We start from the raw sequence: 23,742 nt of genomic DNA on the forward strand, positions 1-23,742 counted from the left end.
GAGTTTCATTTAACTCCAATTTTAACATATGTGTCGACCCTGTTCAAAATAACTTGAGTTAATCGAGTTAAAATAAATTAAATCTCCCATCACAGCATTTACTGGCGGGAGAATCTGAGGAATACAAGTACAAGTGCCGAAATGGCGGTTACTAAACTGAAAGCTGGCGTGGATGCGGATTTTGAGGACGGCTCGGTTTCTGAAACTGGATGATCCTCAGAAGTGGGAATTTCGCCTTTGTAATGTTCGTTAGAGATGGTGCAGTAGGCGACTGTGAATTCTCCTTTTACAGCAGGTTCATCTTCACCTTCCTCATGTATTTGATACCAAAAGTTTACGGGCATAGACCAGCCTTCCCATCCTTCATTTGCCCTCAAAATCCACTCAAACGTATATACTCCTGGATCTAACGATTCAAAATGTTTTTTCTCACTAAATTTAGAGGGTCCCTCGATGACTTCATAAGGGAATTCAGACCCGATACTATCTACTTCAATGAATAATCTTGACGTTTGATTTAAAGTCATAACAATTTTGATCTTGAAAGGTTCACCAATATTTAAAAGAGGTTTTGCAACTTCCTCTCCAGGTAATAGTTTTTCGTTGTAGTAAACATCCATAGAACCATAAGGAGAGGAAGCAGAAACAGTATTAATTAGAAACATTACAAAAAATCCAAAAATAATGACTTTCGATTTCATTTATTTCCTCCAGATATCGACAAAAGATAATCATACCCAACTGATTCTTCAGTACTTTTCCCCACTTTATCTCCTACACCTTTTGGGCTAGGACCCACGATTGTAGCTGCATACCCGTCAAACTCAAACATTATTGGTGCATTTTCACCAATATATTCACCATTATGAACGATTGCTTCATCTGTTCGAACATATTTCTGACCCTTATGTCCAAAATAAGGTTTAGGAATCACTTCATTATCATTATCAATAACAGTAAATTCTTCATACTCTCCAATTACCTCATAAGTCCACACATTAACCGTAAAAACCCAGTGTGGGGGCAGTACAGGCAACCCGCAAGGAACAGCTGCCATAGTCCTGTCCAGCCTTTTTGTGACCTTGTCTGCGATCTCCCCAGAATACCTATCCACAGTTTCATTTGCCATGTTTTTCAGCTCACCGTCAATTTGCCCAAAAAGAACGTCAATAGCCTCACCTTTACTTGCTGTAACGGCGCATATTCCGTTTGAAACGCCGATTCTAACATCCGTATCGACCCTGTTCAAAGTAGCTTCCAGTTCATCAGGTTCAACCGAAGGATTTGAGTTTCTGATTTCAGTTATTACGGCGGTGGCAAGTCCGGCTGCGAGCTGGTCTGTGGTGGATTTTTCAATTATTTCTTCATCGGAGAGGCTGTTAAGAGAACTAACTGTGACTACACGGACGCGGTCTTCCTCGATCCAGCCGGAAACAACAGGATTTGAACTTACTTCAGAGGCTACCTCTTCAGTTATCTGAAGCCTCATTTCCCGGGCATACACCAGTTTCAGGTTGTAGACTTCGGTGTTAAGGTGAGCTGTGTCTAAGGAAATTCCCTGTTCACTGAGGTTCTGCTCCATAAGGTTAACTTCTGTGTTCAGGGTGGAAATGCTCTGGCTGATCTGCTGTGCGGTTTCGGTTTTTACGTATTCGCCGCTTGAGGATATGGCATCTGCAATTTCTTCAGAGATGCCGGTTGTGAAAACGCAGGTGTTCCGGACGCCGAGAGGATAAATGGCTCTACCCCTTGAATCTGTCAGTTCGTATTCTCCCCTTAAGTCGAAGTCCGGGTCGTGGTAGAGGTAGTTCGGCTTCTGGTCAACGATTAGGGTCAGGTTTTCGGTCCAGTTGTATTTGCTTTCGGGCTGGCCTGTGACTTTCATTGTGGAGATAATGCCCATTTCCTGCCCAAGGGCAGAGGCAGCCATATCCATTGCAGGGTTATCAAAAAGGGTCATTGGGCCGGAAGTTACGCTGTCAAACGCGCCGGTACTTAGGCCTTTTTCCTCAAGGGCATCGAGGATGTAGGAGTTAAGGTCGGAATCCAGTTTTTTGTTCTTCTGCTCGATGTCGTCCAGCAACCTGTTGTAGGCTTCGTTTCTTGCAATGTAGCGGGCGGAGTCGCTGGATGCGTACAGATCTCCGGCTGGGGTTAGGTGCTGCTCTTTATTTACGTAGGCTTCCCGGCTTGCTTCGAGGTCAAAAATTAGTTTTTCGGCAGTCTCTACCTGAAGGTCTGTAGGGTCCTGACCAGGGGAGTCAAGAAGAGAGTAGCTGAAGGTAGGGTTATCACTTTCAATAGCGTCAAGCATTGCCAGCACCTCATCAGCCATCACCCTGTGCAGCCAGGGTGGGATATCGCAGTTGACGGCGCGCTGTGCAAGATACATCCCGTCAGGGTAAGTCCAGAAGGTGCTTTCTAGCGTCCTGATATTCACATAAGCATCCCTGTATTTGTCTGCGGCGTCGGAACAACAGGGGTCAAACCTCTCTGCGCCAGCAGTATACAGGGTTGTTTTCCTGTATTCCCTTTCTGTCGGGTCGGTATAGGTTGATATGCCCGTATAACCGCCTGTGGGAGGGCGCTGGTGGTAAATTATCGTAAAATTTTCGGATTCGGTTTCAGTGTGGGAAAGGGATTCAGAGTCTGTTTTGCTTACAAATTCCAAATCCGAGCCACTTGATGTAGCATAAGTTGTTTCTATGGACGTGCTGCCGTCCTCATTATGGCTGATAGTCTTCCAGGCATACGTGTATGTATAGTCATAATTAATTTTCCACGTTGTCCTGATGTTATAATATATATCATACCGGATGCCCCAATCAAAAATATGGTCCTCACTGCTGAGATAGCCATCGTCAGTCCTGTACTCGGCAACAAGCACGTCATTACCCCTGTACTCGTAATGGGGCTCTACTCTTACGTCGGTTATTTCCACGGAACTCAATCTAACAGAGGCGTCCGTAATATACCAGCTTTTCAGCTTCCCTCTTGGAGGATCTATTTCAGGGTCCATAGTCTCCGAATAGGAGTTTGTAACAGGGTTACTCCAGGAGTAAGAGGGCACACGTGACCCCACATGCGTACCCGACGCAAGATAGTCAGAGTCCCAGCTAACGGTATGCCCACTGTATGAAACCGAATCCCGGTCAAAATCCGCTGAAATTGCTGAAGCCAGAGGGTCAGGAGAGTTGAGACCGTCCCTTAGAATCTGCCCCTGAACCGGAGCTGTGTAAACGCTATCTGCAACATCATGGATAAGGTCAGGGGTTTCCTCTTCCCACACATGGTCATTGAAGACCCAGCCGTCGAGGACTCCTTCTGTGTAGTCCGAGGCTGAGACTGTTATTTTCGAATATTCGGAAAGCTCGTCATAGGAAGTGTTTACTTCCGCAAGGGATTCCTCTATACCCTCCTCAACATCCAGGGAAAAAGACCTGTTTTCTGCAAGGGAAGCGTAGGTAGTCGTAAGGTTTACGCCCTCATCCGCTTCATAGAAGGTTCCTGAAGAATTCAAACCGGTTGAGTTCAGCAGGCTTGAGCTGGTTTTTGCACTGCTGGCAGCGCGGACGTCTTCATACAGGACTTTTCCGTTGTAATAAGTGGTGTATGTAAGAGCCAGGGGGTCAACCGAGTCAAAAACCTTTTTTTGAGTGTAGAGAGTGGCTCCGTTAACCGAGCTTGCGAGGGCAGGGTTGGTCAAAATATTAAGAGGTCCATGTGCATAGTGCTGCCAGGGGCCGTAAATGAAAGTCCTCAGATTTGTTGCCCCGAGCACTATATTGGAAGTTGAGTCCAGGCTTGAGGACGTCCCGAGTGCGGTTTCATATTCCCTGACAAGTTCTTCGAGCAAAGGTTCCCTTGAGGTGATAAGGGTGGAGAGGTTCATACTCATGTTGAGCATTTCTCCGGATTCAAGGTCTACAAGGGTGTAATTCAAAAGAGGGATTTCGAAGATATAGTAAATTGTGTAGTTTTTGCCAGAGGAGGAAATTTCCCGCTGCAAGGTCCCGTTGACTTTCCTTACCCTGATCTGCTCGGGTTCTATGTCAGGTTCTACATTAATGGCATATTCCATAAAAGTGTGGCTGTTACCCTGGTAGTTTACAGACATCAGCCGGTTAAAAGCCTCTGCCGCAATATCCTTTATGGGACTTGCTTCAATCCGGAACCAGTCTGAGGCTTTGAGTTCGTCTCCATAATAGAGTTCAATGGATGCATATCCTGATTCTGCAGTTTCCGGAACTTCCAGATATTCGTCAAAGGAAATTTTTTGAAGAAAACCGGTAGCCTGCCCGTAGTTCACACGTTTGATTTCCTGCCCTGAAGAGTCATTTACAACCAGGACAACGTCTTTGTTTTTCCATAGTGATTCAACTTTACCCCAGACGTCTGAAGGCAGGTTTATGGAAATTTGAAGTGTGTCTCCTTTCTCAAGGTTCTGGTTTTGCGGAATCACCATAAAATGATCTTCCGAGAACCTTTCAACCGGCGCACCCTCGGGCAGGATCACAGGGTGTTCTCCCTGCCATTCGAGGGCTTCAGTCCCGGCATAGTTAAGGCAGCGAGCAAGGTCGGATGCTGCAAGGGATATAGCTGTCTGCCTGGGGTCGCTTTTCTCTGTAGTATAGATTGTTTCGGCAACCTCACTGTCCATTTTCATCAGGTAGACCGAGGTGAAGGTTGCAGCAAGGACAATGAAAATTCCTATTACGGCATATGGAATATAGGCGCGGGTATCCTGAAAAAAACAAGAACATTTAGAACATTTAATAGATTGTTTCCCAGCCATATGCCTCACCCCGAAAAATAAAAGAATATAAAGAATTGAAAGATTTGTGTAAAAAATATTAGATAGTTGGATACATAAATAGTTTACTTTATACTGGAGAGAATTATAAATAAAAATAAAAGATAATCACGTAAAAATGAGAGTTAAGCAAGTAAAAAAAACGAAGTAAAGAACAGAGGTCGTCCCCGGCTACCTGGTTGATATTTTTTATATTAAAGCTCCCACACAGCTATTGATTTCATTTATATCTACTGTACGCAGGCGGGCTCAAGCCTTGCACAGCGCGTGGAAAGAAAGAACGCGAGATTCCATCTGCGGCCATTTCGGAATAATAACGACTGATTAATCAGGGAGCACCGATATTTCATTTGCTGATATTTTTGCTGATTATACCTCACCCTTACCTGACAATCTTTCCCATGAAATAACCGGGCTTCGCGCTCGTAATTTCCACTTTTGTGTATTCGCCGGGCTTGAGGTCGGAGCCGCTAATCACAACAGGACGGTAAGAGTCTGTACGTGTAAGGACATCCCCCATTTCCGTATATTTTGAGACAAAAGCTCTGCCTTTCCAGCCGATCATCTCCTGCTTGGACTTAATCTTTATCTGCTCGCATACTTTGTGCAGTTTGTGGGAACGCTGTACTAAAATTCGGGAATCGAGGTTCCGGAAAGAAAAAGCTTTTGTGTGCGGGCGTGGGGAGTATCTGGAAATATTGACCTTTTCCGGACGGTATTTTTTAACCCATTCTATAGTTTCTTCGAAATCCTCATCAGTTTCATCACAGAAACCAACAATTATGTCGGTAAAAAGGGAAAAATCTTCGAAACGAGCACGGAATTTCGTAATGATTGTGTCCACAGTATCCATTTTATGTAGACGGTTCATATTTTTCAGGACTGAGTGGGAAGCGGACTGAATCGGAAGATGGAGGAGTTTGAAAACCTTATCAGAGTCGAAGGCATCCACAAGCTCGTCCAGGATAGGGAGGACGGAAAAGGGATTCATCATTCCGACCCTCACCTTGAAGTCACCGGGGATTTCTGAGATCATGCGCAGGAGCTCAGGGAGTTTGACCCCGGTATCCATGCCGTACTGACTGTCGTCCTGGGAAGTGAGCCAGATTTCCCGGCAGCCCTCTGCAACTGCTGAACTGATATCTTTTACGATTTCCTCGGGCGGGAAAGAGCGGAGCTTGCCCCTTGCATACTTTACGATACAGTAGGAGCAGGCGAAATTGCAGCCCTGGGAGATCTGGCAGATATGAATATTTGGGTTTGCCCGCTCGCGAGGAACATTAAGGAACCCGATGGGCTCGGAAGTCCGCAGTTCCAGATGTTCTCCCCCAGGCAACCCTTCCATTCTCCTCTTTTCGATTGAGGAAAGCAGCTCACCTATACGGGAAACCGCATTTACTCCAAGAATATGGGCTTCGGGATTTGCATGCAGAATATCTTCAAGCTGGACTTCGGGCATGCAGCCGGAAACAATCACCTGCACACCTTTTTCACCCATACTGCGGATCTTATAGAGAATCTTCTGTTCTGTTGTGTACTTGACAGTGCAGGAATTGCATATATATACCTCTGCCTGACCGGTATCAGCAGAGCTTAATAACTCGTGCCCGAGCCTCTCAACACTTGCTTTCATAATCTCGGCTGATGCCTGGCTTGCTGAACAGCCAAAACTCTCAAGATATACTTTCATATTCTTCCTTCACACTTTGACATGATAATTTGAATTCTTTGGTTTATAACTGATATTCATAATCCGCATTTTTGGACTATACCAGAAGATACCTGATCCATACTGGTCCGTGTTTCAAAAAAGGATTAAAAACGAAAAGATGAAAAAGGATTTACAGGTAGAGAGGAGTCTCCCGTTTATCCTTGATATAAATACTGTCTGTGAACCTGACAGCTCCGGATGCACCCATGGAAATCGTGTGTACTCTGGCATCCCCGCTCCCGAAAAGGTTGACTTCATGCAGGAAGTGGCCTGGAGTTACGGCTGTTGCGGAAAAAATGACATCATTACCCGGAACAAGTTTGTTGGTATCAAGGACATCATTAAGTCTCTCGAGGGTAATTCCCATCTTTTCGAGCCTGGGCATTTTTTCCTCTATTTCTTCATCGATCTTGTCCTTGGAATTTCCATTTGCAACCGTTGGCAGGACAAGCCTTGCAAGGATTTTCCCGCCCAGGATCTTGATTGCAGCAGCTGTAAGAACAGCCTCCCCAGAGCCGCCTGCACCCATGACCACATGGACGCCTGAACCACGGATGGCAGTTGCAACGCCTGGCATGAGGTCTCCGTCAGTAACCAGCCTTACACGGGCTCCGGCTTCCCGGATTTCGGTTATCTTCTGGGTATGCCTGGGGCGGTCGAGAATTACGACCACGAGTTCTTCAACACTTCTTCCGAGCGCTTTTGCAACAATCTCGAGGTTGTGACTTATAGGAGCATCCAGATCTATCCTTTCGTTGGGGTGGTCCTGTTCATAACGAACGACATCGGGCCCGACAACTATCTTGTCCATATAGATGTCCGGGCCGTGGAAGATCCCACCCCTTTCAGCCATTGCCATTACCGCTACCGAACCCGGACAGCCGTCTGCCGTGAGGTTTGTGCCTTCCAGGGGGTCAACTGCAATATCAACCTCAAGGTCTCCTTTCCCTGTCCCGACCTCTTCCCCGATATAAAGCATGGGAGCTTCGTCCCTTTCTCCCTCTCCGATCTTTATTATGCCTTTCATGTCAAGCTTATTCAGAGTCCTTCGCATGGAGGCAACTGCTACCTGATCAGCAAAGTGCTTGTCTCCGCGTCCCATCTGATAGGCTGCGGCAATGGCAGCGGTTTCTGTTACCTGAATAAGCCTTGGCAGTAACTCACATTCGATGGGTCCGGCGCACTCAATCATTTCTTCTACGGTCTTTGGATGAGGCATGATAATCGACTCTTATTTTCTGCTTCCTGATAATATACTGATAATAATAATCCTTTTCTGAATATTTCCCTTTGTCTGTTAATGTGATCTGTTAACACAATAGTATATTAATATCTATTGGAAAGACCTGAGGACAGATATTTATCTTAGGAAATGTTTATCGAAGAAAATCTGAAAAAACATTAATAAAACAGCATATGGTTGAGCTGAATCTATTTTTAGAAAGATAAACGCTGATTCCACTAATAAATAAAGTGAAAAACCATGAAAATACATTGCCTCCAGCACCTGAAAAACGAGACCCTTGGAAACATAGGGACCTGGGTGTCCCTGAAAGGGCACAGCCTTACAAAAACTCTGCTTTATGAAAAACCTGTCTTTCCTGAGCCTGAAGAGTTCGATATGCTCCTGATAATGGGGGGCACGATGAGTGTTTATCAGGAGAAGGAGTTCCCGTGGCTAAGATTAGAGAAAGAGTTTGTAAAAAAAGTGATAGATACAGGCAAACCTGTGCTTGGGAGCTGTTTTGGAGCACAGATGATTGCAGAGGTCATGGGCGGCAAGGTTACCAGAAACAGGTTCAAGGAAATAGGCTGGCACAGGGTAAAAGCTCTGGCAGGAGAAAACATGGATAGGGGAAGAGGGACAATCTCAGCTCTTCCTGCAGGCTTATTTCCCGAATTTACCGCATTCATGTGGCATGGAGACACTTTTGAAATCCCGGCAGGCGCAGTAAGACTTTTCAAAAGCGAAGCCTGCCCGAACCAGGGTTTTATTTACAGAGGAAACATTATCGGGTTGCAGTTTCACCCGGAAGCTGACAGGCAGTGGATAAGGAATCTTATAGAAGATTCGGGGCATGAGCTTGTTGAAGGAAAGTTCATCCAGTCCGAAGAGGAAATATACGGCCATGAAGGTCTTTTTGAAGATTCAAATGGTCTTGCTGTTTCCCTGATGGACTGGTTCGAGAAAAAGTGTGAAAAATTGAAGTAAAGGCGAAAAAGCTGAAGTATAAATTAATAACTGGCTATTAATCAGGAGCTAAAATAATTCGGGCAGGCCCAGAGATTAAATTAAATCCTGCTCGTTTTAAGAAATCTCCTTTATTTTAAAAAATCTGCCAGCGCCACCCTCTCGATCACGAGTTCCGGGATACGTTCTTCTCCTGAAGCTTCGATTTCTTCATCTGTGATTCTGAAGAGAGAAAGAATTCCTTTCCGTTTGGAATCAGAATACGCAAGCAGTTCTGAACAGAGTTTTTCTTCAATGAGCTTCTGAAGTTCGGAGAAAGCAAGAAGTACATCATCCATTTTTCCAAGCAGCACGAAAATCACATTATTTTCTCCTTCATGCAACCCTATAGAAAAACTTCTTTCAATCTGTTTCTCTCCGGTCGCATACCGCATAATCTCGATGCCTGGATCTTTTGCTACGTTCCTGCCTGCTGCGACAGCCCTGAGAGCCTTCCCTACTGCAAAATGAAGATGCCTTTCGCCCGCGATCAGGTCAGCATTCAAGCCCTGAATTGTTACTTTGTTTTCGGAAGCGATTGTGTTTATTATTTTTAGAAAAACGGGAAGGTTTGGGATTCTCACCGTTCCGCAAAGAACCTGGATTTCCCTTTGCATTTCCATACCCTTGCCTTATCCCGGGCTTTACAATAAGGATTTCGGTTGGAAAAAATGTATAATAAAATGAACAGACACTCGGGGATCAATATAAAAGCTTTTATTCTTCCAATGTATAGACTTAATTAGTAATAAAATTAATAGAGTAATTCGAAATAAATTATAAAGGATCATAAGATATTTTGGACTTCTAAAGTCAAGAGAACTGAGTTCTTCGGATTCCGGCAAGGTGTTAACATTAGAAATAAAAAATTTAAGTCCGAGTTCTGTTTCTGTTCGAATATTCCATCCAATGGCCTTACTGTAGTCTATAAGGAAACAGAAGAAAGGACAGAACTCACAGCCGCTTATATTAAAGCAGGACTGCAACAAAACGAGCACTGCATCTGGATTGCCCCGGACCCTGAGGGCGCGGAATTAGCAAAAGATTTACTTTCAAACTCAGAGCTAGATATAGAAAGCTGCATAACGAAAGCCAGGCTTAAGATAATACCCCTGCAGGAAACAGAAACTCTTTCTGCCAAACAGCCGGAAACTTCAGGAATTTCTTTTGATTGGAAAACGGGGGTTCTGCAAAAAGAGATTATTAAGTTTACTCACACAGGAAACTGGCGATACCTGCGTGTCAATCTTGAAGTTAAAACCCCCGGGAAGTCAATCACCAGCTCCCTTAAGGAACTCAGACGTATCCTTGCTGAGAATATACCTGACAAAAAAATCAAACCACTTTTCACAATTAAGGAGGAAGATCTCCTCTCGGGGGAGGTCTTCGACCTTATAGAAGCCGGGGAAAAATTGGTGATCAAAAGAGAGGGGAAATGGAAATTTCTTCGAATAAAGCAAGAACTTCCGGACAAAAAATTTAAGATATTACTTGAGAGTTCAAGTGACTCTATTCTGATACATGATATGAAAGGCAGGGTCATGGAAGCAAACCATATAGCCTGCGAACTTTTCGGATATACACGCAGTAAAATGATCGGGAAGCAAATAAAAGATTTACGGACTAATATCCACCTGATTGAATTCGGACAACAGATAGAGAAGCTAAAGCAAACAGGATATTTTACTTTTGAAATGGATTCCCTGAGAAGGGACGGAACAGTTACACCTCAGGAAATCAATAACATGCTAATAGAATACGAAGGAGAAACAGCCGTGCTCTCAATCGGGAGGGATATTAGCGAACGCAGACGGACCGAAAAAGCCCTGAGGGATTCCGAAAGAAAATATCGCATGCTTTTTGAAGAGTTTCCCGGCGGAATAGCTCAATTTGACAAGTATGGAACTATCATCGTATGCAACGAAAATTTTGTAAACTTTACAGGCAGTGGTGAGAACGAAAAACTCATTTTCAATTTGTGGAGCCCTCCAGAAGAGAAGAAAGAGGAGGAGAAAAATATTACATGCCTCCCTGAAGTTCCTATCCATTGCGACATAAAATATATTTCCAGCCTTGAGAACGAAAGTATACCAGGCGAGATAACCTACAAGCCTCTGATTTCAGAAAATTCCAGATTTAACGGGGGCATTATTCTTGTGGAAGACCTGACGGAGGTAAAGAGGCTGGAAATTGTACGGCTTCAGCAGAGTGAAGCCCTTAAAAAAATAATAGATTCAATCCCGACACCTGTATTCTGTAAGGATAAGAACGGAATTTATGTCGCCTGTAATAGGGCTTTTAAAACTTTTGTTGGGTTAGAAAAAAGAGATATCCTTGGGAAGTCACTATATGATTTTGCCCCCATAGAGATTGCCGAAAAATACCATTCTATGGACAAATCACTGTTAAAACAAGGAGAAAATAAGGTATACGAGTCCTCTCTTAAATTTGCTGACGGCTCAATTCATCAGGTCATACTCAACAAATTTGTCTTCAATGGCCTGATAGAGGAAGACTCTGTGCTCATCGGCATTATGATTGACATCACCGAACGCAAGCAGGCCGAAGAGAAAATGCTTCAGGCAAAAATGGCTGCAGAAGCTGCGAACAGAGCGAAGACTACTTTTATTGTCAACATGAGCCACGAACTTAGGACCCCCCTGAATGCTGTCATAGGGTTTTCAGATCTCCTCTTAAGTGAGACTTTTGGTCCCCTTAACGAGAAACAAAAGAGGTACACTGAAAATATTTCAAACAGCGGAAACCGTCTTCTTGATGTGATCAATAATGTGCTGGATATCTCAAAGCTTGATCTAGGGAATGTTGAGCTTTACTACGAAAAAGTGGACATGCCCAGAGTAATTGAAGAGATCTGGAGAGTTCTTTCTCCCTTCTCAACCGAGAAAAATATCAGTATAGAATATAATATTGAGCAGGGACTGAAAACCATAATTGCTGACAAGGTAAAGTTCAAACAGATCCTCTACAACATTTTGAACAATGCGATTAAATTCTCACCCGAAGGCGGGAAAGTAAACATCGCTGCAAAGGTTCAGGAAGACATGATTGAGATCAGTGTAAAGGATGATGGTATCGGTATCCCGGAGGCTGACTATGAAAGAGTTTTCCAGCCTTTCGTGCAGATTGATGAGTCCATATCCAAAAAATATGGAGGTATAGGGCTTGGGCTTGCACTCGTCAAAAAATTTGTAGAACTCCACGGAGGAAAGGTATGGGTTAAAGCCAGTTCCGGGAAAGGAAGTACCTTCACCTTCCGCCTTCCAAAAACACCTGAAAACAAAATCAAGGAAAAGGAAGTCATTACCCCTCCACATATCTTGTATAACCCTGAAATTGAAAAAAAAGAAGAAAAAGATAGAACAGAAATAAAAGAAAAGGTAATTTGAGAAAAATGAATAGAATTAGAGGTTAGAGGAAAAATCGAAAAACGTAGAAAAAAAATGGAAAAAAATAGATAAATAAAAGAAAAGCCGAAGTCTTCAATATGGGCTCCGAATCACCAAACATTTGAGAACAATCTCAACCACAACTAACCCTAGCATCACCATCAAAAAAAAGAATCAAAAGGTTAAGGAAGATCTGGACGAATTTTGATATGAGTGCTGCCAGTTCACACACACACATTCCCATAGATATACGAAGGGAACAATATCTAACCATATGAAAATTATCCTGCTTAATCAAATTTCAGTACTCTTTTTTATCATTTTCTTCAATTACCCTGACAAAATGCCTTTCTGAAAGGTCTTCTTTTCCGGACCAGAAGATTGCTTTATGGTATTTCCATACTTTTGGGTCAAACTCGAGAATCCCAACGTGGAGAATTAGTTCAAGCAGGAACCAGTAAGCTGCAGCTAGGTGAATCAGACGGATAAGGCCCAATGCAGATACACTCAGATAAGGTGCGAAGTATCCGGCAATGGAAATGATCCACTGAGCCACAGGAAGCCCTAAAAGAGCCCAGTTAAGGTTGTAAAGCACAATCCCTGTGACAGCGATAAGGAAGATTGCCGTGCTTTCGATAATGATAAGGAGCTTGAGCATGGGGTGTAGTTTTGTTATGTAATGCCCTTCTTTTACATCATATACGGTAAATGCCGGATACCTGCTCCTGCCAAAGAAATTAAGGATAATTTCCTTCAGGTTTTTTGCATCCTCAGCCCCAAAAATGTAGCTTTCAAAAAAATGATTGAGCCGGCCCTTAATACTGCATTCCGTTCCCGGACACGAAAAGAGATTATACGGGACCAGAATCCAGTTTGCGACCAGGAAAAACGGGACTGCAATCATATGAAGGGCGCGGGCTGTATCAAAATCCATAAAGTCCCATCCGAGATAGATTTTAAGCCCTGTGACAATTAGAATCAACATGGCAAGCAGGTGGACAAGGTGTGTCACCCGTTCAAGCAACGTATAGCGCTCAACGATAAGACTGTCCTCAATACCTGGATTTTCTGTCTGTCCAACCATATCCTCACCCCCCGGGTCAGACCACCCTGAACTGTCCTTTTTGCTGCCCTTTAAGGTCAATAGCATGAATCGCACAGGCAAGACAGGGATCGTAAGACCTGGAGGTGTGAAGGATACTCAGAGGGTTTGTATAATCCACTCCAAGCGCGTTTCCCGCAGCCGAAATCTTAGAGCCCAAAAGAGCCTGTTCCACAGGGCCGGGGACTCCAGCGGAGTTTCGTGGAGCCAGGTTCCAGGTACTCGGCACCACAGCCTGATAGAGCGTAACTTTTGAATTCGGCCCTGTTTTAATCCAGTGCCCGAGAGCACCCCTCGGAGCTTCCCAGAGCCCCATGCCTTCCGAATCCTTTGCCATTGAAAGGTCGGTGGGAACCGCAAATGTTCCATTGGGGTTCAAATCCTCAGCCAACCATTTAATGAGTTCGGAGGACACCACCAGGATCTCCTGCATCCGAGCAAGCATGCGCAGGTAGGTATTGGTAACAGGGTAACCCTTTTCCCGGAACAGGTCCGCAAGGCCTGTGATAAGAGGATCTTTCATGACAAGCATGCGGGAAAGAGGCCCGACCTCACAGGGAATCCCATCGTAATGAGGGGCTTTTATCCAGGAATACCGGCTTTCAACCCCCCTGGAATACTCGATTTCATCGGGCTCAGGTTCCGGCTGAGTAGTCCCTTCAAAAGGGTACCTGTCAGACTCGGAATCCACGTAGAAGGAATGGGCAATACTCTCAGTAATTTTGCTGTGATCAAACTTCTGAAACTCAAGATTTCCGTTCAGAAAACCCGGAGGAATGACCCTGGAATCGGGAGGGCATGTAGGGTCATACCCATCTCCGAGTTCAGGCTTGAAGAAAAGCCCGTAAACAAGGTAACCAATCTTTGAAGGATCATTGTACCCTCCTATCCGGTCAAGTTTCATACTCACCGGGAGCCCCAGGACTTCCTCACCTACGAGCTCAGAGCCGAAAGCCGCATACAGAGGGACATCACCCCAGCCTGCTGCATAGGAAAAGTCATTTGAGACAAGAGAAGCATCCACAAGCTCCTGCAGGCGATCAACCACGAAACCTACGGCTTTTTGCGGGGAAGAGGCAAACCGGGTGTTTTCGATCCAGGTCTCGGGGGAAACTCCAAGAGCGAGGTTCTCGACAAAATCCATAAATTTCCAGTAATAAGCTGCAAGCTGCCCGATGTCTGCAACGGTGGGTCCGTAGGTCACACCTCCAACATGCGCAGCGACAGAATGGGGCATCTTTGCCCCAAAGAGGGAAATGGCCTCATGCAGCCGCCGCTTTTCCCCAAGTGCAGCTATGTACCCTCTTCCAGCCGGGATGTTAACTCCGTCGAGCCTGTAACTGATGGGGGCAAACCTTCCGAGCAGCTCTTTCCAGACAGCTTTTCCAGTATCCCCGTAGTTTTCTAAAAGGGTCCTATATGCGGGGTTTGCAAGATCCGGGCCCCAGAGAACGTAGATGTGAGTTGCATGACTGGCTATGAGGTTCAAAGACTGGTGGATGTTGCGCATTACAAGAGCGTCCTTAGGAACTGCATCCTCAACCCCGAAGAGCTGATCAAGAGCATTTGCCGCTGCAATGGAGTGGGAAGTCGGGCAGACCCCGCAGATCCTCTGGGTGAGGAGGGCAGCATCCCTGGGGTCCTGATTCTGCAGGAAGCGTTCAAAGCCCCTGAGCATGAGCCCCATACTCTGGGCTTCGGTAACTATCCCTTCCTCATTGACCTGGGTAGTAATTCTGTAGTGCCCTTCAATCCTGGTAAGTTGATCAACAGTAACTTCGACCATTTACTCCTCCCCCTGGTCTTTTTTTGCGTCCTCACTTTTTTCTTCAGGCTTTTCTTCAGGCTTTTCTTCAAGCTTTTCTTCAAGCTTTTCTTCAGGCTTTTCTTCAGGCTTTTCCTCAAGCTTTTCTTCAAGCTTTTCTTCAGGCTTTTCGTCCTTCCCTTCATGTTTGTCTTTAATAGCAGTTCTCCGGATGGCATGGGCGCCTGCTGCAAGCAGAGAGGCTCCTATGGCAACTTTTGCGACGGTATCAATATTGGTGCCTACAATCCCCACGTCTTCAATTTCCTGGAAGAAGGGGCGTGAACTGTCAGGAAAACCCGGAGAGACACAGGAAATACAGGGAGACCCTGACTGAGGGCAGAGGCTGTGATAACCATTCCAGCGGCGGATAGCACAGTCTGCATGGGTGTATGGAGCTTTGCACCCCAGTTTCCAGAGGCACTTTGGGCCGCTGACCATAGTGTCAAACTCCCCTTTGTCATAGTAGCCTCTCCTCGGGCAGTTGTCGTGGATGACATGGTCCGGAGGGAAAAAGACCTTCGGACGCAGCCATTTGTCAAGCACGTAAGGTAAGTCATCAGGAACCTTGATTTTCCCGAGCACAACTGCGGCAAGAGTAAGGAGCATCCAATCAGGATGGGGGGGACACCCATTAATGTTGATTACCGGTTTTTCAAGCCCGTATCCCGTTAGGATTCCCCTGTCCCGGTCCTCCATAGTAAAGGCTACCCCCCGGAAGTCCATAAGGTCCCGGATCTCGCTGTCTGCTGCATTAACTCCACCATTGGTTGCACACTGCCCCACAGCCACGATGAAAGCAGCATTTTCCGCAGCCCTCCGGAAAATCTCCTTGTAGGTCTTTCCCCCCAGGAAGCAGTACTTGCCAGTGCCTTTCGGCCCGTTAGCAATCGCTCCTTCGGCAACAAGGATGTACCCTTTTTCTGCAATCACTTCTTCAAAAAGGATCTCGGAATTAAGTTCAGAAGTGCCTTCCATTTTTCCGTCCACGTAAATACCCTGCTGGCCGAGCAGGACTTCATGGTACGCAAGCCTGAGGTTAAGTCGAGAGAAGGCCTGAAGCACGTCAGGCTCACCCCCGTTCAATAGAGAGATGGAACAGCCAGTACATTCCCCGCCGTGGACCCAGACAATCCTGGTCTCCGCAAATTCAAGAGCCTGTACAATGTCGCCTCGATAGGTTTGCAAAAACAAAGATGCCCCAAGAGCCCCAACGGCTTTGAGAAACGTACGCCTATCCATCTTCATGAAATCCAGATTCTTGAATCTATCAAGATTTCTTTCCCCAATCATTCCACAGCCTCATGTAGAAATAGAATAATTTAGTGCGAAAGATAGTAGATAATATATTATTAATAGAAGACCCAATTGATAAAAAAGTAACTCAAAAAATAAGTACTCTATCATTGATAAGTTGATATTTTCCTGGAAACCCCCTGAGAATAGTATTCTGCCCCTCGTAAAAGGAAAGGTGCTGCAGAAAAAAAAAACAGAAAGAAGAATTGAAAAAACAGAAAGAAGAATAAAAATTCAGATAAGTTCAGAGATTTCTTCCCTTATCAGCTTTATTGCTTCATTTACAGCCTTAAGGACTTCAGGACTTATATCCCGGGAGAATTCAGTAGCTAATTCTCCAATTTCGATTCCTATAACCACAATTTCCGGAAGGGACTGTATCTGCTCCCCAATTCTCAACACATCGGTAATTGTGAGGTCGTGAACTGAGACCAGGGTGTGCGGCTCAGTACCCTTTATCAGGTCCCTGCCTTCAATGCGATGAACCGAACCTGCCCGACTGCCTGTCAGGACTGCATCGACTATTATAACTTTTTTCGCACCGTCAAGCAGGTTCAGGAGGTCAAGCCCGCAGACCCCGGCATCCAGTATATCGAGGCCTTCAAGCCCTTCAAGTTCCGTTTTTTTAAGAGCTTCGATAACTTTCAAACCGATGCCATCATCACCCATAAGAGGGCTTCCGCAGCCCAGTATCCGGACAGGAGCATTTAATATAGACATATTTTCACGTTACGAAGTTGAACATCTGTTTTTCATTCATTTCTAGCATTTTTCTATGCCTATATTACATTTTTCCCGGACTTTGGAATTCTCTTAACATTAATCTTTTACGACTTCAGAAGGCGTATCGGACGATTCGTGCCAGATTTCACTGTCAGAAAGTTGTTTTGGTTTGGGTTTAACGATTTCTGCGTAGCGGGAATCTGAAAGATCCTCTTTTCCGGACCAGAAGATTGCCTTGTGGTACTTCCATACATGCGGGTTAAACTCAAGGATACCCACATGGACAATCAGTTCAAAGACGAAAAAATAAGTCATGACCAGGTGGAGTGCCCTGTAAAACTGCAGGGAAGACATATTGAAAGCAGGTGCAACCAGGTCTCCTGCCGAAAGGATCCATGACCCTATAGGGAGCCCTAAGAGTGCCCAGTCAAGCCTGTAAATGACAATGCCTGAAACAGCGATCACGAAGATAGCGGTGCCTTCGATTACAATAAGGATCTTCATTAAAGGGTGGAGTTTGGTCTTATAGTGTCCCGACACCTCGTCATAAATGGTGAATGCGGGGTACTCACCCTTTCCGAAGAAATTGAGAATTATTGCATTCAAGCGCTTTGCATCTTCAGGACCGAAAACATAATGGTCCATAAAATGTGCAATTTTTTCCTGAACCCCACCTTCGCTTACAGAGAAGATGTTGTATGGAATAAGGATCCAGTTCACTGCAAGCAGAGCAGGAACCGCGATCATGTGAAGGGCGCGGGCATTGTGGAAACTCATAAAGTCCCAGCCAGCGTATATTTTAAACCCGGTTATGATGAGCACCAGCATTGCCACAGCATGGATGGTATGAGCCGTCCTGTCAAGGACGGTATAACGCTCAACAACCATCGGGTTGTCTTTGGGTTTCATTTATGGGTCATCTCCTTATACTATTCTCAAAGTACGTGGAGCGTTTTTCCCGGTGAGGTCGATGGTGTGAACTGCGCATGAAACACACGGGTCATAGGACCTACCGATATGAAGGATGTTAACAGGATTGGTGTAATTGACACCAAGAGCATTGTCTAAGGCATTGATCTTTGCCCCTATGAGAGACTGCTCAAGAGGCCCGGGTACGCCGGCGCTATCTCTAGGGGAAAGGTTCCATGTACTCGGAACCACGGGCTGGTAGTTGATAACCTTTGATTTGCTGTCGGTGGAGACCCAGTGTCCGAGAGCGCCGCGAGGAGCTTCCCAGAGGCCCATGCCTTCCGAACTCTTTGCCATCGAAATATCGGTATCAACAGCAATCTTGCCATTAGGGTCGTAATCTACAGTTACCCACTTAAAGAGCTCGTTTGCGATAATGGCTGTTTCCTGGATACGAGCCATCATTCTTGTGTAAACGTTAGCAGGAGAGTAACCGTTTTCTTTAAAGGCCAGTGCAAGTCCGGTCACAAGCGGCTCTTTAGCTGCAAGCATACGTGCAAGAGGCCCAACCTCACAGGGAGTTCCATCATATCTCGGAGCCTTACTCCAGGTGTACCTGCTCTCTGAACCCTTGTCAAAGCGGATTGCTTCAGGATCAGTAAACGGATTGGTTTCACCTTTTGAGGGGTGGAGGTCAGCTGCGCCTTCATAGAAGGCGTGAGCAATACTTTCGGTAATCTTGCTTGCATCAAAATTTTGATATTCGAGGCTTCCGGTCACAATGCCTGAAGTCAGGAAGCGGTCTCCTGCGGGGCTGTTAGGGTCATACCCGTCCCCATTTTCAGTATTGTAGAACCCGCCATATGAAAGGAAGGCGATCTTTGAGGGATCACTGTATCCGCCGATTTTGTCGTGCTTAAGGCTTGCAGGAAGACCAAGCAGGGTTTCTCCCACAAGTTCGGAACCAAAGGCTGCATAGAACTCCGTATCTCCCCAGCCGGCTTCCCTGGAGAAGTCATTTGAGTCTACTGATTTGTCAACAAGACCTTTAAGGTGTTCAACCACGAAGCTTACGGCTTTCTGGGGGGAGCTTGCCTTGTAGGTGTTTTCAATCCAGGTCTCGAATGGAACCTTCAGAGTGTAGTTTGAGATAAAGTCCATTACCTGGAGGTAGTAAGAAGAAAGTTTGCCAATATCTGCCACATTCGGCTTGTAGGTATATCCACCCGGATAGGATGTGACCTGGTGGGGCATTTTTCCGCCGATAACTGCAACTGCTTCATGAAGACGTTTCTTTTCAGGAATTACTGCAAGGTAGGAGGATCCTACAGGCACCGATTGTCCATCAATCTTGTAGCTGATCGGGGCAAACCTGCCGACCATTTCTTTCCAGACTGCGTTTCCTGTTTCCCCGAGAGGGGTAAGGACATCACGATATGCAGGGTTTGCAAGGTCAGGACCCCAGAGTATGTATATGTGGGTTGCATGGCTTGCAAGGAAGTTTAGAGCCTGGTTGATGTTCCTTGCTACAAGTGCATCTTTTGGAACGGTATCAACCACACCGAAGAGCTGGTCAAGGGCATTTGCCGCTGTAATTGAATGGGAAGTAGGACAGACCCCGCAGATTCTCTGGATAAGAAGGGCAGCATCCCTTGGATCCTGATTCTGCAGGATGCGTTCAAAGCCTCTGAACATGAGACAGGAGCTCCGGGCATCAGTTATGACGCCCTCTGCATTTACTTCAGTGGACAGGCGAAGGTGACCTTCAATTCTTGTTAAGGGGTCAACTGTAACGTTTACCATTTTTTATTCACTCTCCTTTCATTCTCCGAACAGCATGCACTCCTGCAAGTACGGTAGCAGCTCCGACTGCAGCTTTGGATAATGTGTCAATATTTGCCCCAAGAAGCACGCCCTTGTCTTCAGCTTCAACATAAAAAGGTCTTGCTGAGTCCGGGAAACCGGGTTCAACGCAGGCAATACAGGGGGAACCTGCCTGAGTACACATACTCACGGAACCATTCCAGCGGCGAATAGCACAGTCTGCGTGAGAGTAAGGAGCTTTACAGCCTAATTTCCAGAGGCATTTTTCTCCGCCAATCTGCTCATCGAACTCTCCACGGTCATAGTAACCGCGGCGAGGGCAGTTTTCATGCACTGTGTGGTCGGTGGGGAAAAAGACCGTAGGCCTTCCATACTGGTCAAGGATAGTCTCCAGGTCGTCGGGAATCTTAATCTTACCAAGAATTACCGCACCTATGGTAAGGAGAATCCAGTCAGGGTGTGCAGGACAGCCAGGGATGTTAATTACTGGTTTGTGGATACCAAGCTCTGTGAGCATGCCTTTGGAACTGTTTTCCTTTGTAAAAGCCACTCCCCTGTAATCCGTAACCTCGGCAATGGCACTGTCTGCACAGGTGATTCCCCCATACGTGGCACAGGTCCCAACTGCCAGGATAGCATTGGCACGTGCTGCAGCTTTTCCAAAGAGCTCTTTGAAAGTCCTGTTCCCGATAACACAGTAGCGCCCCGAGCCGTCAGGCCCGTTTGCAATTGCGCCTTCCACGACAAGGATATAGTTGCCTTCTTCGATAAGTTCGTCAACGAGAAGCTCGGAATTCAGTTCAGAGGTGTTTACAGGCTCGCCATCGACAAATAACCCCTGCTGGGCAAGGAGAGTCTCATGGTAAGCAAGGTTAACATTGAGTTTGCTGATTGCCTGAACAATATCAGGATTGCCTCCGTTTAAAATGGATTCGGAACAGCCGGTGCACTCAGCACCGTGAAGCCAGATAATTTTAGTCTCTGCAAACTCAAGCGCACTTACGATCTCTGTTTTATATGTTCCAAGAAATGTAGTTGCGCCAAACACGCCTACAGCCTTCATGAAAGTACGCCGGTCTAGTTTTAAAAAATCTAAACTATCCAGTGTATGAAGAAGATTTTTTATTCCAGTACTCATCTCTACCACATCTTGTTTTTTACCCAAAATATATATATCAGAAAGAAAAATCCAATCTAATTTTGTTACAATTATATAATTGAGAATATAAATATAACAATAATATTTTCAAGGAGAGAATAGTATATAAGGTTTTTTACATGATAAAATAAATATATTAATGCGGTAGATATAGCCATTTTAATAATATAGAATATATAATAATACGAGAATAATATGGCGGAATCAATTGTACGCCTTAACGTACGCCTTAGCATATGCAATAAATAGGTAAAAGACATATTCGAAGGACAAATTATCCCTAAAGAACACTAAAATACTTATCATCTCAGAGGGGTTTTGTAACCCAACAGTTAAAGATAAAATGTGAAAAATAAGACTGAAAATTTGATATATTTATGATAAAATAGATAAAAATCAATACAAAATTAAGACGTATCCAGGGAAAACAAAAAATCATTTGCAAGGTATAGAGAAGGAATTTAATGATGTGGAGTACCCGCACAACAAGCCTAACTTTGAATTCAGCCCCTGTTAGGTCCCTGAAAGAACTGCATTTATTATACGCCCCAATTGTTCCTTGAAGATAAGAAAGCAAAGAAAGCGACTTAAAAGCATTTCCTGAGCAGGTTCTAGACTAAGAGAATCACCAATATACTTACTTTTATAAAGCCTGGGGATTTAGTTCCTGGCATATTCCAGTATACCATACTAACCCTTGAAAATTTGAGTGTCAATTCAAATGGCAAGTAATCGCATTAAAGTCAGTCCTCTTAAAGGATTGTTCTCACTGAAAATTAGATCTCGTAATTATTAGATTCTAATAAGAAAAATAGGGATGAAAAACAGTAGAGGTAACATGTGTATAGCTATTCCTGGCAAAATCAAAGCCATCGTCAACGAAAACACTGCCACGGTTGATATGGGAGGGATCTGCAGAGATGTAAACATGGACCTGCTCGGAGGTGCCAGTGAATCTCTGCTCGGGAAATATGTCCTTGTCCATGTAGGGTATGCAATATCCGAAATATCAAAAGAAGAGAGTGAAGAAACCATGCGTCTCCTCCGTCAGATATCAGGCCTTGAAGATTCGGAGATCTCTGAAAAGAGGAACTCCGAAGAAACGGACGCTGAGGGTTTATGAAAAACGAGGATTCTTCTTTAAAGCCCGGTATGCCCGAACTTGAAAAAAAGCTTCTGGAAAGAATTCAAGCCTCTGGAACCTCACTCCGCATAATGCATGTCTGCGGTACGCACGAAAGGACCATCGCAAAATACGGGCTCAGAAACGTGCTTCCGCAGAATATAGAAGTAATAAGCGGCCCCGGCTGTCCCGTGTGCGTCACTCCCGAAGAAGACATTGACATAGCGATTGCCCTTGCAAAGAGTGAAGCAACTGTAGTCACATTCGGGGATATGATGAGGGTCCCTGGTTCGGCAGAAAGCCTGCTGGATGCAAAGTCTGGGGGAGCAGACGTAAGGATGGTCTACAGCATTGATGATGCCGTATCCCTGGCAAACAAAAAACCTGAGCTCGAAGTGATCTTTTTTGGGGTCGGCTTTGAGACCACAGTCCCTGCCAATGCAGCTGCCCTTCTAAGAAATACACCCGAAAACTTCAGCCTCCTCGCCTCTCAGAAACAGACTCCTCCTGCAGTTGGGCTTCTTGCTAGAGATGCCGAAGTTGATGCCTTTATTGCCCCCGGACATGTAGCAACCATTATAGGGACAAAGCCCTTCGAACCTCTTGCAGAAAAAGGTTTTCCCGTTGTTGTAAGCGGGTTTGAGGCAAGAGATATTCTCATAGGCATAAACCTGCTCCTGGAGCAGGTAGAGAAAGGAATCTCAAGGGTAGACAATGGATATCCGAGGGCTGTAAAACCGGAAGGAAACACAATAGCCCTGAAAATAATGAGTGAGGTATTCGAAACTTCGGAGTCCGATTGGAGAGGCATTGGAAATATAGATGGTTCAGGGCTGGTGCTCAGGAAAGAGTATGAGGAAAAAAACGCCTCAAAAAAGCACGAAGACCTTTATTCTGATTCCCTTGCAGAGATAAGAGCAAAAGCGGAGAAAAAAGATAAGAAGTGCTGTATCTGTGCAGCTATCCTCACGGGGAAAGCAAAACCTTCCCAGTGCCCCAACTTCGGGAAAGACTGCACCCCTAAAAAACCGGTAGGACCCTGCATGGTCAGCCAGGAAGGTATGTGCTACAACTGGTTCAGGTACTCGCGTGAAGGGGGAAGCAGACTTGCATGAGTATTCTATAGCCTGTGAGATATTTGAACAGGTAATAGCAACTGCAAAAGCTCACGAAGCCCTGGAAGTCAGGCATGTAATCCTGGAAATAGGGAGGCTTGCCCATACAAATCCGGAACAACTGAGCTTCTGCTTTAAGGCTATTGCAGAGGGGAGCATTGCCGAAAATGCGGAGTTCATTGTAGAGATGATCCCTCCATCCCTGGAATGCGAATGCGGATACACAGGCACTGTGGATGAAACCCAGATCGGAAAGGACGACGACCTCCGAAGCGAACTTCTGGAATACATCGTAGCGCTTGAATGCCCGGTATGCGGGAAAAATGCTCGTATCACAGGAGGCAGAGAACTGATTATAAAAAGCATCGATATTGAGACAGAAATAGAAAAGTTAACCTCCATGCAGGCAAACATATAAATGTGGTAAAAGGTAGCAGGTTTATCAAATATACTCACTAAAAAATACTCAATAAAAAATATTCACTAAAAAATACTACTAAAAAATACTACTAAAAAATACTACTAA

Annotated in this window: 17 protein-coding genes; 5 read left to right on the forward strand and 12 right to left on the reverse strand. The window is 45.2% G+C overall.

Annotated elements, in window-relative coordinates; genetic code table 11:
* Positions 1-98 precede the first annotated feature (98 nt).
* The 4 genes from PHF18_RS07010 to glpX all read right to left on the reverse strand — a co-directional run bounded on the left by PHF18_RS07010 (position 99) and on the right by glpX (position 7,743).
* On the reverse strand, positions 99-701 hold the full coding sequence (locus tag PHF18_RS07010; RefSeq protein ID WP_300100286.1) for a sarcinarray family MAST domain-containing protein: 603 nt from the start codon (positions 699-701) through the stop codon (positions 99-101).
* Positions 698-4,795 carry a hypothetical protein gene (locus PHF18_RS07015; RefSeq protein ID WP_300100289.1) on the reverse strand — a complete coding sequence of 1,366 codons (4,098 nt, stop codon included), beginning with the start codon at positions 4,793-4,795 and terminating at the stop codon, positions 698-700. Before PHF18_RS07015 ends, PHF18_RS07010 begins: the two co-directional genes overlap by 4 nt.
* A gap of 400 nt (positions 4,796-5,195) precedes the next feature.
* Positions 5,196-6,503 carry a tRNA (N(6)-L-threonylcarbamoyladenosine(37)-C(2))-methylthiotransferase gene (locus PHF18_RS07020; RefSeq protein ID WP_300100292.1) on the reverse strand — a complete coding sequence of 436 codons (1,308 nt, stop codon included), beginning with the start codon at positions 6,501-6,503 and terminating at the stop codon, positions 5,196-5,198.
* 151 nt (positions 6,504-6,654) lie between these two features.
* On the reverse strand, positions 6,655-7,743 hold the full coding sequence (gene glpX, locus PHF18_RS07025) for a class II fructose-bisphosphatase (protein WP_300100295.1): 1,089 nt from the start codon (positions 7,741-7,743) through the stop codon (positions 6,655-6,657).
* 264 nt (positions 7,744-8,007) lie between these two features.
* On the opposite strand from glpX, the gene PHF18_RS07030 reads away from it, so the two are divergent.
* Positions 8,008-8,736 (forward strand): type 1 glutamine amidotransferase, encoded by a 729-nt coding sequence (locus tag PHF18_RS07030; protein ID WP_300100298.1) that lies wholly within the window; start codon positions 8,008-8,010, stop codon positions 8,734-8,736.
* A gap of 110 nt (positions 8,737-8,846) precedes the next feature.
* Here the strand turns inward: PHF18_RS07030 and cgi121 are convergent, their stop codons facing one another.
* Positions 8,847-9,377: a KEOPS complex subunit Cgi121 gene (cgi121, locus tag PHF18_RS07035; protein ID WP_367279162.1), complete on the reverse strand. Its 531-nt coding sequence runs from the start codon at positions 9,375-9,377 to the stop codon at positions 8,847-8,849.
* Positions 9,378-9,653: 276 nt separating this feature from the next.
* Here cgi121 and PHF18_RS07040 point away from each other — a divergent pair, with 276 nt between their 5' ends.
* Positions 9,654-12,161, forward strand: coding sequence for a PAS domain S-box protein (locus tag PHF18_RS07040; protein WP_300100409.1), 2,508 nt, complete (start codon positions 9,654-9,656; stop codon positions 12,159-12,161).
* A 301-nt stretch (positions 12,162-12,462) separates the two neighbouring features.
* On the opposite strand, the gene PHF18_RS07045 is transcribed toward PHF18_RS07040, so the two are convergent.
* The 7 genes from PHF18_RS07045 to PHF18_RS07075 form a co-directional block, all read right to left on the reverse strand.
* Positions 12,463-13,245, reverse strand: coding sequence for a cytochrome B (locus PHF18_RS07045; protein ID WP_300100301.1), 783 nt, complete (start codon positions 13,243-13,245; stop codon positions 12,463-12,465).
* Positions 13,246-13,261: 16 nt separating this feature from the next.
* Positions 13,262-15,049: a nickel-dependent hydrogenase large subunit gene (locus tag PHF18_RS07050; RefSeq protein ID WP_300100304.1), complete on the reverse strand. Its 1,788-nt coding sequence runs from the start codon at positions 15,047-15,049 to the stop codon at positions 13,262-13,264.
* A complete protein-coding gene (locus tag PHF18_RS07055) occupies positions 15,050-16,360 on the reverse strand; it encodes a hydrogenase small subunit (protein WP_300100307.1) in 1,311 nt (436 codons plus the stop codon).
* Positions 16,361-16,597: 237 nt separating this feature from the next.
* Positions 16,598-17,083 carry a hydrogenase maturation protease gene (locus PHF18_RS07060; RefSeq protein WP_300100309.1) on the reverse strand — a complete coding sequence of 162 codons (486 nt, stop codon included), beginning with the start codon at positions 17,081-17,083 and terminating at the stop codon, positions 16,598-16,600.
* 99 nt (positions 17,084-17,182) lie between these two features.
* Entirely contained in the window at positions 17,183-17,995 is an 813-nt protein-coding gene (locus PHF18_RS07065; protein ID WP_300100312.1) for a formate dehydrogenase subunit gamma, read from the reverse strand.
* Positions 17,996-18,010: 15 nt separating this feature from the next.
* The gene (locus PHF18_RS07070) at positions 18,011-19,798 is read right to left on the reverse strand and encodes a nickel-dependent hydrogenase large subunit (RefSeq protein ID WP_300100315.1); all 1,788 of its coding nucleotides are present in this window, start codon (positions 19,796-19,798) and stop codon (positions 18,011-18,013) included.
* Between the two features lie 7 nt (positions 19,799-19,805).
* Entirely contained in the window at positions 19,806-20,957 is a 1,152-nt protein-coding gene (locus PHF18_RS07075) for a hydrogenase small subunit (RefSeq protein ID WP_300100318.1), read from the reverse strand.
* Positions 20,958-21,816: 859 nt separating this feature from the next.
* Here PHF18_RS07075 and PHF18_RS07080 point away from each other — a divergent pair.
* Genes PHF18_RS07080 through hypA form a run of 3 tightly spaced genes read left to right on the forward strand, consistent with a single transcriptional unit; the run spans position 21,817 to position 23,634 of the window.
* A complete protein-coding gene (locus PHF18_RS07080) occupies positions 21,817-22,101 on the forward strand; it encodes a HypC/HybG/HupF family hydrogenase formation chaperone (RefSeq protein WP_300100320.1) in 285 nt (94 codons plus the stop codon).
* The gene (hypD, locus tag PHF18_RS07085) at positions 22,098-23,216 is read left to right on the forward strand and encodes a hydrogenase formation protein HypD (protein ID WP_300100322.1); all 1,119 of its coding nucleotides are present in this window, start codon (positions 22,098-22,100) and stop codon (positions 23,214-23,216) included. The genes PHF18_RS07080 and hypD overlap by 4 nt, the downstream gene beginning before the upstream one ends.
* Positions 23,209-23,634 carry a hydrogenase maturation nickel metallochaperone HypA gene (gene hypA / locus PHF18_RS07090; RefSeq protein ID WP_300100325.1) on the forward strand — a complete coding sequence of 142 codons (426 nt, stop codon included), beginning with the start codon at positions 23,209-23,211 and terminating at the stop codon, positions 23,632-23,634. The genes hypD and hypA overlap by 8 nt, the downstream gene beginning before the upstream one ends.
* Positions 23,635-23,742: the final 108 nt, after the last annotated feature.

The sequence above is a fragment of the Methanosarcina sp. genome (assembly GCF_028693135.1).
Lineage (GTDB): Archaea > Halobacteriota > Methanosarcinia > Methanosarcinales > Methanosarcinaceae > Methanosarcina.